This window comes from Arthrobacter saudimassiliensis, assembly GCF_059090665.1.
In genome coordinates, this window is sequence record NZ_JBNHFX010000001.1 from 1,499,567 (window position 1) to 1,512,929 (window position 13,363).

Sequence of the window (13,363 nt, forward strand, 5' to 3'; positions counted from 1 at the left end):
CGCATTCTTCCCGAAGAGGACATCTTGTACTTCACCACACCCAAAAACAGCTCCACCGTGCCCGGAGCCAGCCGCCGCACCCTGCTCAAGTACCTCGCCGCGGCCGGCGCCGCAGGAGCGGCCGCACCGCTGCTCGCCTCCTGCGGCCTGGGCGGCGCCTCCGCCGGGAACAGCCGCACCATCCGGCTGATCTCCTCGCAGGTGAAGGTCTACGAGGAGCCGGTGACGATCGCGGCCCGGCTGCTCAAGGACGCAGGGTGGGAGCTGCAGACCACCTTCGTCAACGACATCAACCAGCCCAACATCGCCGTCGCGAACGGTGAGGCGGACGCCAACTGCTTCCAGCACATGGCCTACCTCGCCCAGTTCAACCGGGACCAGGGGCTGGACCTGGTGCCGCTGTTCTACATCCGTAACTCCCCGGCGGTGCTCTACTCCTACAGGCACAAGGCCGTCAGCGACCTGCCCGACGGCGCCACCGTCAGCATCCCGGTGGACACGGCCAACAACGGCCGCGCCCTGTTCATGCTCCGCGCCCACGGGCTGCTGGAACTGGCCGACGGCGTCGCCGTGGTCACCGCCTCGCAGCAGGACATCACCGCCAACCCGCGGAACCTGAAGTTCGTGGAGGTGGACCAGCTTTCGCTCAGCCAGACCCTGGAAGACGTGGACGCCGGGTTCATGTTCCAATCCACCGCGGTGGACGCCGGCATCCACGAAAAGGCGACGGTGGTGGCCGAGGAGCAGGAGGACGACGAAATCCCGTACCGCTCCATCTTCGCCGGCAGCCGGGACTTCGCCGGCTCCGAAGCCGCGAACGCGCTGCGCATCGCCGTCCAGAGCGACGAGGTCCGGAAGTTCTTCACCGGCTACCAGGACGGCTTCTTCCAGCTGCCCTGGGGCGAGGATCCGCTGCCCGCCTTCGAACAGCTCTCCGCCTCCGTCACCGCAGCCTGACCCGTGCCTACCCGAAAGGACCTTATGAGCACCCCAAGCCCCCGCTTTCCGCAGGGCCGGCCCCGCCTGCTGCTGAACGCGTTCCTCATGAACACCCCCAGCCACATCCGCGGCGGGCAGTGGCGCCACCCCGACGCCGAACAGCACCGCTACACCGAGCTCGCCTTCTGGACCGGGCTGGCGCAGCAGCTGGAGGAGGCAAAGTTCGACGCCCTGTTCCTTGCCGACGTCGCCGGGCTCTACGGAGATCACGACGGCGGGTGGGCCTCGCACGTGCGCCGCGGCCTGCAGGTGCCGGCCAACGATCCGCTGATCCTGCTGTCCGCCCTGGCCGGCGCCACCAGCGACATCGGGCTGGCCGCGACGTCGTCGGTGGTGCAGTCCCATCCGTTCCAGTTCGCCCGGCAGGTCTCCACCCTGGACCACCTCAGCGGTGGCCGGATCGGCTGGAACATCGTCACTTCGGTGCTGGAGAACACGCACCGCAACTTCGGCGGCGACGGCCTGGCCGCGCACGCGGACCGGTACGACTGGGCGGACGAATACGTCGAGGCCGTCTACAAGCTCTGGGAAGGGTCCTGGGACGACGGCGCGGTGCTCGCCGACAAGGCGGCCGGCGTGTACGCCGACCCGGAGAAGGTGCACAAGATCCATCACCGCGGCGACCGGTACTCCATTGAGGGACCGCATCTGGTCGCCCCGTCGCCGCAGCGCACCCCGTTCCTGTTCCAGGCGGGCAGTTCCGGGCGCGGGCAGCGGTTCGCCGCAGCCAACGCCGAGGCGACGTTCATCTTCGCGCCCAACCCGGAGCACGCCGCGACGGTGGCCGCCGGGGTACGGCTGCATGCCGCCGACGCCGGGCGGCTGCCGGAGGACGTCCTGGTGTTCACCGGGCTGTCCTTCGTCGTCGGCGGCACCGAGGAGGAGGCACAGCGGAAGAAGCAGGACCTGGACGCCTACCTGGACCTGGACGCCGTCGTCGCGCACATCGGCGGCGGGCTCGGCGTCGACTTCGGCGGGCTTCCCCTGGACACCCCCATCGGGGACATCACCACCGAAGGCGGCCGCGGGGTGCTGGAGGCCATCATCGCCTCCACCCCCGGCCGCAACCCCACCCTGGCCGACGTCGCCCGGTACCGCACCGAGGCGCAGCAGATCGTCGGCACCCCGGAACAGATCGGCGACGAACTTGAACGCTGGCAGGACGCCGGCGTGGACGGCATCAACATCATCAATTCCCTCCTGCCCGGCTCCTACACCGACTTCATTGACGGTGTCCTGCCGGAACTGCGCCGTCGCGGCCTCGCCCAGACCGGGTACGCCGAAGGAACGCTGCGGGAGAAGGTCTTCGGACGCAGCGCCGCCTACCCCGGTGCGCATCTGAACGACCGGCACCCCGCCGCCCGCTGGCGCGGTGCCTTCCAGGGTTCCTCCGCGGCCGCCGAAACCCGGCGCGCCGCGGAGGGCCCCGTCCCTGCCCTTGCCCCCGTTCCCGTTTCCGCCGACTCCCAGGACTGATTCCCATGCCCCCTATCCCACGGCCCTCCCTGCAGCGGCGGGACTTCCTGCGCTTCAGCCTCATCGGCGCCGGCGCCGCCGCGCTGACCGCAGCCACGGGCTGCGGGCTCGGCTCCGCCGCCGCCGACGAGAAGCGGATCCGCCTGATCGTCACCGAATCCGCGCCCTACCAGGAGCCGACCAAGATCGCGCAGAAACTGCTCGCCGAGCAGGGGTGGACGCTGGAGGCCACCTACGTGACGGACATCGTGCAGCCGAACCTTGCCGTGGCCAACGGCGAATTCGATGCGAACTACTTCCAGCACGGTGCCTATCTGCAGCAGTTCAACGTGGACAAGGACCTGGAGCTGGAGCCGCTGTTCTACGTCTACGGCTCCCCGGCCGGCATCTGGTCCGAACGCTGGAGAACCCTGGCCGACCTGCCCGACGGCGCCCGGATCGGGTTGCCGGTGGATCCGGCGAACAACGGCCGCGGCCTGGTGCTGCTGCGGGACGCGGGGCTCCTGGAGCTCGAGGAGGGTGTGGGCGTCATCCACACCTCGCAGGAGAGCATCACCGCCAACCCGCGGAATCTGCAGTTCGTGGAAGTGGACCAGCAGTCACTGTCCAAGACGCTGCCCGACGTCGACGCCGGGTTCCTCTTCATCCGCCTCGCCGCAGAAATCGGACTCACGCGGGACGGTGCCCTGGCCTTCGAGGCGGACGCCAACCAGCTTCCCTTCCGCTGCGTCGTCGCCGGCACCGCCGACTTCGCGGCCTCCGAGAAGGCACAGGTGCTGCAGGAGGCCTACCAGTCCGGGGAAGTCCGGGCGTGGTTCGCCGGATACATGGGCGGGGTGCTGCCCACGCCCTGGGACACCGATCCGCTGGATGAGCTGACCCGGTGGTGGCAGGCATGAGCGCCCTCGGTACGGGCGCGGCGCCCGACGCCGCGCGGACGGCCGCCGGCCCGGAGGCCCGCTACGAGGCGCTCGCCGCGCGCTTTCGGCCGCTCTTCGCCCGGATCGCCGACGGCGCGGCGGACCGGGAGCGCACGCGCACCCTGCCGTTCGAGCAGGTCCGCTGGCTGCGGGAGGCCGGCTTCGGTGCCCTGCGCCTGCCGCCGGAGCACGGCGGGCACGGCGCCAGCCATGTGGAGCTCTTCCGGCTGCTGGTGGAGCTCGCGGCGGCTGACTCCAACGTCGCGCATCTGCTGCGCTCGCACTTCGCGTTCGTGGAGACCATCGGCCGGGGAGACGCGCAGTTCCGGGCCCGCTGGTATCCCCGGATCGCCGCCGGGCAGATCTTCGGCAACGCCGCCACGGAACGCACCGGCAACGCACTGGGAACCACCAACACCAAGCTCCGGCGCGGCCCGCAGGGCTGGATCCTCAGCGGGGAGAAGTACTACACCACCGGCAGCATCTTCGCCGACTGGATCACCGTGCTGGCCACCACCGAGGGCGTGGACGGCCGGCAGTACGCCGTCGTGCCTGCGGGCGCCGACGGGGTGGAGATCGCCGACGACTGGGACGGCTTCGGCCAGCAGCACACCGGCACCGGCACCGCCTGGTTCCGCGACGTGCCGGTGCCGGATGAGGACGTCATCTCCCGCGGCGCGGCCGGCGCCACCCTGGAGGCGGCCTTCTTCCAGCTGGTGCTGCTCGCGGTCCTGGCCGGGATCGGCCGCGCCGCGGTCCGCGACGCCGCCGCCCTGGTGCGGGGAAGGAAGCGGACCTTCAACACCGGCGGCGGGGAGCTGTTCCGGAACGATCCGCTGATCCAGCAGCTCGTGGGCAGGCTTTCCGCGAAGGCCGCCGCCGCGGAGGCGATTGTGCTTGCGGCGGCGGCCGACCTGGACGCCGCCGTCGACCCGGAGCTGGGGCTGGGCCCGGAGCAGGCGTATCTGCGCGCCGAGCTGGCCGTGGACCGGGCGCAGGTGACCGTGCCGGAGCTGGTGCTCGACGTCGCGCAGGGGCTCTTTGACGTGACCGGAGCCTCCGCGGTGTCCCGCGGCAAGGCCCTGGACCGGCACTGGCGCAACGCCAGGACCGTGGCCACGCACAACCCGGCGGTGTTCAAGGCCCGCGGCATCGGGGACTGGGAGATCAACGGAACCGTGCCGGAAGGCCTGGGCAGCATCGGCGACGCGCCGGGGAAGGCATAGGGGCGGCGGCTACAGCCGCTGGAACAGGGTACGGACCACCCCGATGTAGAGCCCGTAGGCAATCAGGCCGAAGCCGACGGCGGTCAGCAGCGCGGCGCCGAACGGCTGGTCCCGCAGCGTGCGCAGGGCGGCGTCGAGGCCGACCGGCTGGGCGGGGTCGGCCGTCACCGCGGCGGTGATGATGAGCAGGCCGATGATGCCCAGGGAGATCCCCTTGGCCAGGTAGCCGAGGACCCCGACCAGCTCCATGGCCCGCTCCAGCCCGGCGTGCCGCAGCCGGATCAGCTGGCGGCGGAACCTGCGGGTGAGGCCCACCCAGAGGAACCACAGTCCGCCGCCCAGCACGCCGGCACCGACGCCGGCCAGGACGGGCTGCCCGCCGGGAACCGCCAGCAGGCGGGCGGTCCACCCGGAGGACCCGTCGGCGTGCCCGGTGCCCACCAGGAAGGAAGCGAAGATGGCGCCCACGGCGGCGTAGACCACGACCTGGCCGGCGTCGGACACGCGGTCCTTGATCAGCTGCCAGCCGCGCATCGTGTCGCCGGCGACCACCAGGCGGGCCAGCTGGAACAGGGCCAGCGTCGCGCAGCCGGCGGCGCCCCCGGCGATGAGCAGCGTGCCCCCCGGCCGGTCGGCGAGCTCGGACACCGCTCCGGAGGTGCTGGCGACGCCGGCGCCGCCGCCGGCGATGCGCAGGGCGATGAACCCGACCAGCACGTGCGTGAGGCCGCTGGCCACGTACCCGGACCGGGCGGCCAGTTCGAAGCCGGGGGAGCGGGCGGCCCTGGCGGCGGCCCGGTCGGCCCGGCCCGCGGCGGCGGAATCCCTGCGGGCCACCGGCACCCCCTTTCGGCGTATGGCTGCCCCTGCCCCGGTCTGGCGGGGCGGCCGGCGCCGGCGCTAGGGTCGGGTCATGCTGCCGATCGAACTGCGCGGGCTGTGCCTGGACCTGCCCGGAGCCTTCGAGGACTTTCCGTTCGGCCCGGAGTCCTCCGTGTTCAAGGTACGGGTCGGGGCGGGCCGGGCCAAGATGTTCGCCCTCTGTGCGCTGGATGCCACCCCGCTAATGGTCTCCCTGAAGTGTGAACCCGAGCTGGCCGTGCAGCTGCGGGCCGCGCATCCGGAGATCACCGGCGCCTGGCATATGAACAAGACCCACTGGAACCAGCTGGACCTGACCGGCTCGCTTGAGGACCGGCTGGTGCAGGACATGATCGAGGATTCCTATGACCTGGTGGTGGCCTCGCTGCCCCGCCGGGACCAGGACAGGCTGCGCTGGCGGGGCCTGGCCGGAGGGTGAACGACGCCGGCCCGGTCCGGGCTACAGCTTCGCGAACCGTGCCTTGATGATTCCCACGTACAGGCCGTAACAGATCAGTCCCAGGCCCACCCCGCCCAGCAGCCACGGCCCCAGGGGCTGCCCGCGCAGGCTGCTCAGCGCGCCGTCGAGCCCGCTGGACTGTTCCGGATCGGCCTGCAGGGCGGCAACGAACACCAGGACGCCGACCGCCGCGAGCGACACGCCCTTGGCGATGTAGCCGACCGTTCCGGTCACCGTCACCACCCGGGGCCACGGGTCTCCGGGCAGGGGGCCGAGGTCCCGCCTGAAGCGGCGGGAGGCACCCTTGTACGCGAAGTAGCCGCCGACCACGGCGATCCCGACGCCGACGGCGGCCAGCAGCCACTGGCCGGCCGGCACCGACAACAGCCGGGCGGACCAGGTGGACGAGGACTCGCTGCTGTCGCTGCCGCCGGAGAGGGCAAAGGACGCGAACGTGGTGCCCAGCACGGCATAGACCACGGCCGGGCCGCCCATCTTCGCGATCTCCTTCCACCGGTCCGTGCCGTCCTCGCGCCGGCCGGCGAGGAACGCGCTGCACGCCAGGTACAGGGCCAGCAGGTAGCAGCCGAGCAGACAGAACCAGAGCAGGAAGGCGCCCGCAGGCTGCTCGCCGAGCAGCGCCACCGCGCCGCTCGGATCTGCGTTTTCCGACTTCGAGCCGCCAAAGGCCAGCTGCAGGGCGAGGAAGCCGATGACCACGTGGATCAGCCCGGTGGCCACCAGTCCGGCCCGGGCCAGCCGCTCAAACGTCCTCGACTCGGCCGCCTGCTCCGCGGCGCCGGCCGCTTCCCGGCCGGCGCGTTTGCCCATCTGGTTCATCCGGTGCTCCTCATCAGCTCGCTGGCAGTGCCCCTGCGGTGTTTCCGCGAAACACAGCAGGCTTCCTTCCATCATTGCATCGGGACGGGCGGCGCCCGGGCGGCTACCCTCGGTCCATGAGCGCCATGCAGTCCGAACCGACCCCCGGCGCCGCCGGGCCCACCTTCCGGCCCTGGCCGCAGCCCCTGGAGGGCGGCTGGCCTGCCGGATATCGGAGCGTAGTGCGGCACCGGGCCCTGCCCGCCCCCGATCCCGGGGCCGCCTTCCTGCACCTGGCCGAAGCCATCCTGGGCTGGGACCTGCACCGCGCCTCGCATCTGCGCGTCCGCGCGGACAGCCCGCGGGCGGTGCCCGGCGCCGTGGTCGCCGTCGGGGTGGGAGCGGGACCGGTCCGCTGGTACGCCCCCTGCCGGGTGCTGTGGAGCACCGAGCCGGTGCTGGACGCCGCGGGCCAGCCGGTGGGCGGCCAGCGTGCCGGTTTCGGGTACGAGGCGCTGCCGGGCCATCCGGAGTCGGGCCAGGAGGGCTTCTACGCCGAGCTGACCGAAGCGGGGCAGGTGTCCTTCGCGGTGACCGCCTACAGCCGCCCGGCGACCCGGGTGCTGCGGATGGGCCGGCCCGCCGTGGAAGCCGTGCAGGAACTGATCACCCGCCGCTATTTCGCGGCGGCGGCGAAGCTGGCCGGGGGCTGAAGCCAGCCGGCCCGCAGCTCAAAGCCCACGGTGCCCTGCCCCGGAAGGTCCTGTCCAGGAATGCCGGAATCCGCGGCCACCGCCTCACGGGTGGCTGGACGGAAACCGGCCGAGAGCAGCAGCGCCCGGGAGGCTGCGTTGTCCGCGGCAGTGTAGGCCATGACGGTGTGGATGCCCGGGACGGCCAGTGCGGACCGGACCACCGCCTCCACGGCTTCCCGTCCGAAGCCCTGCCGCCGCCGGGACGGCACCACGCTGAAGCTCAATTCCACCGTTCCCGCCACGGGCAGGCCGGTGAACCCGACCGTGCCGATGGCCAGGCCGCCGTCGCGCTCGCGGATCAACCGGTAGGCGAGGACCTGCGCGGCGTCGAACAGGCCGGCCTGGAAGGCGACGGTGGCGGCGTCGGAATCCAGCGGCTGGGGAAAGTCGGGCGCCCAGCCGGACAGCCGGCAGCCGCTGATCAGCGCGTCCAGCTCCACCGCGGTCAGCGGGCAGAGGTTAAGGCGCAGCGTGGCGACCGCGGGGCGGCCGGGGAACGGGTTCACCGCTCCATTGTTCCGGTCCGCCGGCGCCCTGTCCCGCAGCGGCGCGCCTGCACGGGGGCGGGCAGCGGCACCCGCCGGATATGGCAGGATGCGGTGATCCGCTCCTGCACAGAGAAATGAGGGCCCCTGATGTCCGCTGCCAACCTCCTGGCCAGCGCCGCGGCAGGCGTGTTCCTGGTCAATGCGGTGCCCCACGGCGTCAGCGCCGTGCAGGGGCGCAGGTTTCCGTCGCCCTTCTCCAACCCGCCGGGACGGGCCCCGTCCCCTCCTGCCGCCAACGTGGTGTGGAGCGCCGCGAACGCGGCGGCCGGGATCGTCCTGCTGCGCCGGCGCGGGGTGATGAGCACCCCGGAACGCGCCGCCCTGGCCTGCGGCGGGCTGGGGATGGCGTTCGTGCTCGCCGGCTGGTTCGGCAGGCTGAACACCGCCGAGTCCGGCGCCGGCCCCGCCTGAGCCGGCCGCACCGGCACATCCGGGCGAACAAAGCACGCTGCCCTGCCGGGAAGGTCCCGGCAGGGCAGCGTGTGGAGGGGAAAGGTCAGCCGAAGTACTTCGGCAGGGTCGCCTCGTGCGCTTCGCGCAGCTCGTCCAGCGGCAGGGCGAAGTGGCCCTGCACGTCCAGGGCGCCGATTTCGGTGTCCACCACGCCGATGCGCAGGTGCGCGTAGCCGCGGGCGGTGCACATGTCCTTGAAGCGGACCTCCTCGCTGCGCGGGACGGCGACGACGGCGCGGCCCTGGGACTCGGAGAACAGGGCGGTGCCGAGGTCGATGCCGTCCCGCTCGCACATTTCGTCCAGGCCGATCCGGGCGCCGACGTTGAAGCGCAGCGCCATCTCGGACAGGGCCGCGGCGAGGCCGCCCTCGGAGACGTCGTGCGCGGCGTCGATCATGCCGTCACGGGAGGCGTTGATCAGCAGCTCACCGAGCAGCTTCTCCTGCGCCAGGTCCAGCTTCGGCGGGCGTCCGCCCAGGTGGCCGCGCAGGTTGGCCCACTCGGAACCGTCCAGTTCGGTGCAGGTGGTGCCCAGCAGGTAGATGGCCTGCCCGTCCTCGCGCCAGCCCGACGGCGTGCGGCGGGCGACGTCGTCGAACACGCCCAGCACGCCCACCACCGGGGTGGGGTGGATGGCCACGCCGCCGGTCTGGTTGTACAGGGACACGTTGCCGCCGGTGACCGGGATACCGAGGTCGCGGCAGCCGTCGGCCAGGCCGCGGACGGCCTCGGCGAACTGCCACATGACCTCCGGGTCCTCGGGGGAGCCGAAGTTGAGGCAGTCGGTGACCGCCAGCGGCCGGGCGCCGGTGGTGGCGACGTTGCGGTAGGACTCCGCCAGGGCCAGCCGGGCGCCCTCGTAGGGGTCCAGGTAGGCGTAGCGGCCGTTGGCGTCGGTGGAGATGGCCACGCCCAGGCCGGTGGTTTCGTCCACCCGGATCACGCCGGCGTCGTCCGGCATGGCCAGGGCGGTGTTGCCCTGCACGTAGCGGTCGTACTGGTCGGTGATCCAGCGCTTGGAGCACAGGTTCGGTGAGGCCATCAGCTCCAGCACCCCGGCCCGCAGCGCGTCGCTGCCGGTGGGCGCTTCGCCGAAGGACTGCGCCTGCACGGTGTCCAGCCACTCCGGACGGGCGTACGGACGGTTGTAGACCGGGCCCTCGTGGGCGACGGTGCGCGGATCGACGTCGACGATGGTCTCGCCGTCCCAGTCGATGATCAGCCGGCCGGTGTCGGTGACTTCACCGAGCCAGGAGTATTCGACGTTCCACTTGTCCATGATCGCCTCGAACGCCTCGACGTTCTCCGGGGTGACCACGGCCATCATGCGTTCCTGGGACTCGGACATCAGGATTTCGCCCGGGGTCAGGGACGGATCGCGCAGCAGGACCTTGGTCAGCTCGACGTGCATTCCGCCGTCGCCGTTGGAGGCCAGCTCGGAGGTGGCGCAGGAGATGCCGGCGGCACCGAGGTCTTGGATGCCCTCGACCACGGAGGCCTTGAACAGCTCCAGGCAGCACTCGATGAGCACTTTCTCGGCGAAGGGGTCGCCCACCTGCACGGCGGGGCGCTTGGACGGTTTCGCGTCGTCGAAGGACTCGGAGGCCAGCACCGAGGCGCCGCCGATGCCGTCGCCGCCGGTGCGTGCGCCGAAGAGGACCACCTTGTTGCCGACGCCGGAGGCGTTGGCCAGGCGGATGTCCTCGTGCCGCATCACGCCCACGGCCAGGGCGTTGACCAGTGGGTTGCCCTGGTAGACGGAGTCGAAGACGGTCTCACCGCCGATGTTCGGCAGGCCCAGGGAGTTGCCGTAGCCGCCGATGCCGGAGACGATGCCGTGCACCAGTCGGGCGGTGTCCGGGTGGTCAATCGCGCCGAAACGCAGCGGATCCATCACGGCCACCGGACGGGCGCCCATCGAGATGATGTCGCGGACAATGCCGCCGACGCCGGTCGCGGCGCCCTGGTAGGGCTCCACGAAGGACGGGTGGTTGTGTGACTCGACCTTGAAGGTCACCGCCCAGCCGTCGCCGATGTCGACGACGCCGGCGTTCTCGCCGATGCCCACCAGCAGGTGCTTCTTCATCTCGTCGGTGACCTTCTCACCGAACTGCTTGAGGTGCACCTTGGAGGATTTGTAGGAGCAGTGCTCGGACCACATCACCGAGTACATCGCCAGTTCCGCGGCGGTGGGACGGCGGCCGAGGATCTCGACGACGCGGTTGAACTCGTCTTCCTTCAGGCCCAGCTCGGCCCAGGGAAGCTCGGTGTCCGGGGTTTCGGCGGCGTGCTCGACGGTGTCGATGCGGAACTTCTTCTGCCCGACGCCCAGGTTTTCAGAAACGGTCATTTACTTGCCTTCGACGAGCTTGGAGAGGACGGAGGTAAAGACACCGAGCCCGTCGGTGCCGCCGCGCAGGGGCACGGTTCCGGAGGCGGAGGAGTCGGGCCCGAAACCGGGCTCGACGGCGTGCTCGGGGTGCGGCATCAGGCCGACGACGTTCCCGGCGGCGTTGGAGATGCCGGCAATGCCGCGGCGCGAGCCGTTGGGGTTTTCGCCGTCGTAGCGGAACACCACCCGGCCCTCGCCCTCGAGCTCGTCCAGGGTCTTTTCGTCGGCCACGTACTGGCCGTCCTGGTTCTTCAGCGGAATGACCATCCCGGCGCCCGGCGCGTAGTCCGCGGTCCAGGCCGTGGTGTTGTTCTCCACCCGCAGCAGCTGGTCCGCGCAGGAGAACTTCAGGTGGTTGTTCTTGATCATGGAGCCGGGCAGCAGGTGCGCCTCGGTGAGGATCTGGAAGCCGTTGCAGATGCCCAGCACCGGCATCCCGCCGGCCGCAGCGTCCACCACCTTCTCCATCAGCGGCGCGAACCGGGAGATCGCTCCGGCGCGCAGGTAGTCACCGTAGGAGAACCCGCCGGGCACGATCACGGCGTCCACGTCGTGCAGGTTCGCCTCCGCGTGCCACAGCCCGACGGCGGTGCCGCCGGCGAGGGTGACGGCGCGGGCGGCGTCGCGGTCATCGAGGGTGCCGGGGAAGGTGATCACGCCGATGCGCACCGAGCGCAGGGCGGCGTCGTCGGGGGCGACGGAGAAGTCGCCGATCAGGGGGGTGCTCACTTAGGCCTCCGGGAGAACTTCGACGCGGGTGACGTCTTCGATCACGGGATTGGAGAGGAGCGTGGCGGCGGCCGTGCGGGCCTGGTCAAGGATTTCGGGGGTGACGTCGCCGTCCACCGTGAGCTCGAACCGCTTGCCCTGGCGGACCGAGGTGAAACCGGTCAGGCCCAGGCGGGGCAGGGCGCCGGCGATGGCTTTGCCCTGCGGGTCGAGGATTTCGGGCTTGGGCATGACGTCGACAACGATCCGGGGCATCCGGGCAGCTCCTGTAGGAAGGTATGGGTGTCCGCGGATGGTGCCGTCTCACGCTGATTCAGCGCTCCGCGAGCTTGCCCCTACATTCTAGCCAGCTTTGGGCCCGGGCCCCGCCGTGTTGCGGGCGGTTCGCGCGGGGCGGAGCGGGGTCGGGTTCCGGCCAGCCCCGGACGGTGCCCCGACGCAAAAGGCCGGACCGCGGCGTCGCGGTCCGGCCTTCTCCAATGCGGTTTAGGCGGGCAGCTCAATCTGGAAGCCGCACCCGCACCGCAGCACGGTGACTTCCATGCGCACGTTGTCCAGGGCTGCGGCGTCCGATGGAGAGGCGGCCGCTGGGGCGGCCGCAAACTCCTCGGTGCTCAGCGGGGCGAAAATGGACAGGGTGCGTGCGTCCTTCGGCTTCATCGGCTCGCCGCAGTGCATGTAGATCATCTCCTCCGCGGCGGGGGCCTCGGCCAGGCGGCGGGCCCAGAGCGGGGAGTGGCGGATGGGGTGGCCGTAGAAGCGGTCGCACTCCGAGCAGGTGTAGCTGATTTCCAGGAACTCCGCGGAATCCTCGGTGGTCGCGGGCTCGACGGATTCGATGATCAGGTATTCGTCGGTCCCGCAGTTATCGCACCAAGGCACGTAGGCCTCCGGCGCGGGAGCGCCGGCGGGCGTGCCTTCGGGCGTTGCCTCGATCGACATTTGTTCCTCCAGTTCAGGTCCGGACGGTAAACCGCTGCGTCCAGAACAGGTGGTAAGTAGCCTTACTCAGCATACGGCAAAGTAAGGGTGCTTGGTAACTATATCGACTGCCTAGGTACTTTGGTCAATCTTGCGTCTGCGTCTCGTCTTCGGGGCAGCGGACGACGGCGGCGGGTCGGGCCGAACCGCTCTAGAGCGTTCCCTCGGCCGGGCCCAGCAGGCCGGTCAGCTGCTCCCAGCGGGAGATCTGGCAGCCGTCCGTCAGGGAGAAGGAGGCGTCCACCGGCTGGCCGTCCACGCTGCCGGTGACCGCGGCGCGCTGCATGCCGGCGATCTGCTGGGTGCAGGAGACTGCGCCCCCGGCGGCCTTGTCCGTGAAAGGCTCCGCTCCCTGCTCGGCCAGCTGCGCGCATGCCGTGGCGGGATCCGGGACCCCCTCGCCCTGCAGCGGCTCCGCCCCCGCGCAGATGAGCTGATAGGTGGTGGTGGCGGTTCCGCCGTCGGCGCTGAACTCGACGGTGAGATCCGAGGTGGCCGCCTGGTCCGGCTGCTCGGCCGGCAGAGTGGCGGCGGGCGCGGATGATGCCGTCCCCGGGGCGGTTGGTGACGGGGACAGCGATGTGCCGGTGGGGGACGCGGCCGGAGAGGGTGATGCGGAGCCGGCGTCGCCGGTGCCGGTGCCGCCGTTTCCGCAGCCGGCCAGGGCAAGGACGATCAGGGCGGCTGCGGCCAGGGTGCGTGGGCTGTTCATGGCTGAGACCTCCGATATCTGTCGGTCCGGTC

General features: G+C 71.1%; 15 protein-coding genes. 7 read left to right on the plus strand and 8 right to left on the minus strand.

What is annotated here, in order from left to right; genetic code table 11:
* Positions 1-24: 24 nt before the first annotated feature.
* Genes AC5RV6_RS07105 through AC5RV6_RS07120 form a run of 4 tightly spaced genes read left to right on the plus strand, consistent with a single transcriptional unit; the run spans position 25 to position 4,621 of the window.
* Positions 25-957: a MetQ/NlpA family ABC transporter substrate-binding protein gene (locus tag AC5RV6_RS07105; RefSeq protein ID WP_494006567.1), complete on the plus strand. Its 933-nt coding sequence runs from the start codon at positions 25-27 to the stop codon at positions 955-957.
* 24 nt (positions 958-981) lie between these two features.
* A complete protein-coding gene (locus AC5RV6_RS07110) occupies positions 982-2,475 on the plus strand; it encodes an LLM class flavin-dependent oxidoreductase (protein WP_494006568.1) in 1,494 nt (497 codons plus the stop codon).
* Positions 2,476-2,480: 5 nt separating this feature from the next.
* Positions 2,481-3,374, plus strand: a complete 894-nt coding sequence (locus tag AC5RV6_RS07115; RefSeq protein ID WP_494006569.1) for a MetQ/NlpA family ABC transporter substrate-binding protein — start codon at positions 2,481-2,483, stop codon at positions 3,372-3,374.
* Positions 3,371-4,621 carry an acyl-CoA dehydrogenase family protein gene (locus AC5RV6_RS07120; protein ID WP_494006570.1) on the plus strand — a complete coding sequence of 417 codons (1,251 nt, stop codon included), beginning with the start codon at positions 3,371-3,373 and terminating at the stop codon, positions 4,619-4,621. The genes AC5RV6_RS07115 and AC5RV6_RS07120 overlap by 4 nt, the downstream gene beginning before the upstream one ends.
* A 9-nt stretch (positions 4,622-4,630) precedes the next feature.
* On the opposite strand, the gene AC5RV6_RS07125 is transcribed toward AC5RV6_RS07120, so the two are convergent.
* A complete protein-coding gene (locus AC5RV6_RS07125; RefSeq protein WP_494006571.1) occupies positions 4,631-5,458 on the minus strand; it encodes a DUF1206 domain-containing protein in 828 nt (275 codons plus the stop codon).
* 76 nt (positions 5,459-5,534) lie between these two features.
* Here AC5RV6_RS07125 and AC5RV6_RS07130 point away from each other — a divergent pair, with 76 nt between their 5' ends.
* Positions 5,535-5,921, plus strand: coding sequence for an MmcQ/YjbR family DNA-binding protein (locus tag AC5RV6_RS07130; protein ID WP_494006572.1), 387 nt, complete (start codon positions 5,535-5,537; stop codon positions 5,919-5,921).
* Between the two features lie 21 nt (positions 5,922-5,942).
* Here the strand turns inward: AC5RV6_RS07130 and AC5RV6_RS07135 are convergent, their stop codons facing one another.
* Positions 5,943-6,782 carry a DUF1206 domain-containing protein gene (locus AC5RV6_RS07135; protein WP_494006573.1) on the minus strand — a complete coding sequence of 280 codons (840 nt, stop codon included), beginning with the start codon at positions 6,780-6,782 and terminating at the stop codon, positions 5,943-5,945.
* Between the two features lie 116 nt (positions 6,783-6,898).
* Between AC5RV6_RS07135 and AC5RV6_RS07140 the strand changes: the two genes are divergently transcribed.
* Positions 6,899-7,474 carry a DUF1990 family protein gene (locus AC5RV6_RS07140; RefSeq protein ID WP_494006574.1) on the plus strand — a complete coding sequence of 192 codons (576 nt, stop codon included), beginning with the start codon at positions 6,899-6,901 and terminating at the stop codon, positions 7,472-7,474.
* Here the strand turns inward: AC5RV6_RS07140 and AC5RV6_RS07145 are convergent.
* On the minus strand, positions 7,438-8,022 hold the full coding sequence (locus AC5RV6_RS07145) for a GNAT family N-acetyltransferase (RefSeq protein WP_494006575.1): 585 nt from the start codon (positions 8,020-8,022) through the stop codon (positions 7,438-7,440). The two genes, AC5RV6_RS07140 and AC5RV6_RS07145, sit on opposite strands and share 37 nt — an antisense overlap.
* A 129-nt stretch (positions 8,023-8,151) precedes the next feature.
* Between AC5RV6_RS07145 and AC5RV6_RS07150 the strand changes: the two genes are divergently transcribed.
* Positions 8,152-8,475, plus strand: coding sequence for a hypothetical protein (locus tag AC5RV6_RS07150; RefSeq protein ID WP_494006576.1), 324 nt, complete (start codon positions 8,152-8,154; stop codon positions 8,473-8,475).
* 85 nt (positions 8,476-8,560) lie between these two features.
* Here AC5RV6_RS07150 and purL read toward each other — a convergent pair whose 3' ends face one another.
* From purL to AC5RV6_RS07175, 5 genes are all read right to left on the minus strand, one after another.
* Positions 8,561-10,867, minus strand: a complete 2,307-nt coding sequence (gene purL, locus AC5RV6_RS07155) for a phosphoribosylformylglycinamidine synthase subunit PurL (RefSeq protein ID WP_494006577.1) — start codon at positions 10,865-10,867, stop codon at positions 8,561-8,563.
* The gene (gene purQ, locus AC5RV6_RS07160; RefSeq protein WP_494006578.1) at positions 10,868-11,638 is read right to left on the minus strand and encodes a phosphoribosylformylglycinamidine synthase subunit PurQ; all 771 of its coding nucleotides are present in this window, start codon (positions 11,636-11,638) and stop codon (positions 10,868-10,870) included.
* Positions 11,639-11,893, minus strand: a complete 255-nt coding sequence (gene purS / locus AC5RV6_RS07165; RefSeq protein ID WP_494006579.1) for a phosphoribosylformylglycinamidine synthase subunit PurS — start codon at positions 11,891-11,893, stop codon at positions 11,639-11,641.
* Between the two features lie 231 nt (positions 11,894-12,124).
* Positions 12,125-12,580, minus strand: a complete 456-nt coding sequence (locus AC5RV6_RS07170) for a hypothetical protein (protein WP_494006580.1) — start codon at positions 12,578-12,580, stop codon at positions 12,125-12,127.
* 190 nt (positions 12,581-12,770) lie between these two features.
* The gene (locus AC5RV6_RS07175; protein ID WP_494006581.1) at positions 12,771-13,331 is read right to left on the minus strand and encodes a hypothetical protein; all 561 of its coding nucleotides are present in this window, start codon (positions 13,329-13,331) and stop codon (positions 12,771-12,773) included.
* Between the last annotated feature and the right edge of the window lie 32 nt (positions 13,332-13,363).

Coding starts and splice junctions, on each gene's coding strand:
- AC5RV6_RS07115 (WP_494006569.1), top strand. CDS start 2,481: ATGCCCCCTATCCCACGGCCCTCCCTGCAGCGGCGGGACTTCCTGCGC.
- AC5RV6_RS07175 (WP_494006581.1), bottom strand. CDS start 13,331: ATGAACAGCCCACGCACCCTGGCCGCAGCCGCCCTGATCGTCCTTGCC.
- AC5RV6_RS07135 (WP_494006573.1), bottom strand. CDS start 6,782: ATGAACCAGATGGGCAAACGCGCCGGCCGGGAAGCGGCCGGCGCCGCG.
- AC5RV6_RS07170 (WP_494006580.1), bottom strand. CDS start 12,580: ATGTCGATCGAGGCAACGCCCGAAGGCACGCCCGCCGGCGCTCCCGCG.
- purS (WP_494006579.1), bottom strand. CDS start 11,893: ATGCCCCGGATCGTTGTCGACGTCATGCCCAAGCCCGAAATCCTCGAC.
- AC5RV6_RS07120 (WP_494006570.1), top strand. CDS start 3,371: ATGAGCGCCCTCGGTACGGGCGCGGCGCCCGACGCCGCGCGGACGGCC.
- AC5RV6_RS07150 (WP_494006576.1), top strand. CDS start 8,152: ATGTCCGCTGCCAACCTCCTGGCCAGCGCCGCGGCAGGCGTGTTCCTG.
- AC5RV6_RS07110 (WP_494006568.1), top strand. CDS start 982: ATGAGCACCCCAAGCCCCCGCTTTCCGCAGGGCCGGCCCCGCCTGCTG.
- purL (WP_494006577.1), bottom strand. CDS start 10,867: ATGACCGTTTCTGAAAACCTGGGCGTCGGGCAGAAGAAGTTCCGCATC.
- AC5RV6_RS07140 (WP_494006574.1), top strand. CDS start 6,899: ATGAGCGCCATGCAGTCCGAACCGACCCCCGGCGCCGCCGGGCCCACC.
- AC5RV6_RS07130 (WP_494006572.1), top strand. CDS start 5,535: ATGCTGCCGATCGAACTGCGCGGGCTGTGCCTGGACCTGCCCGGAGCC.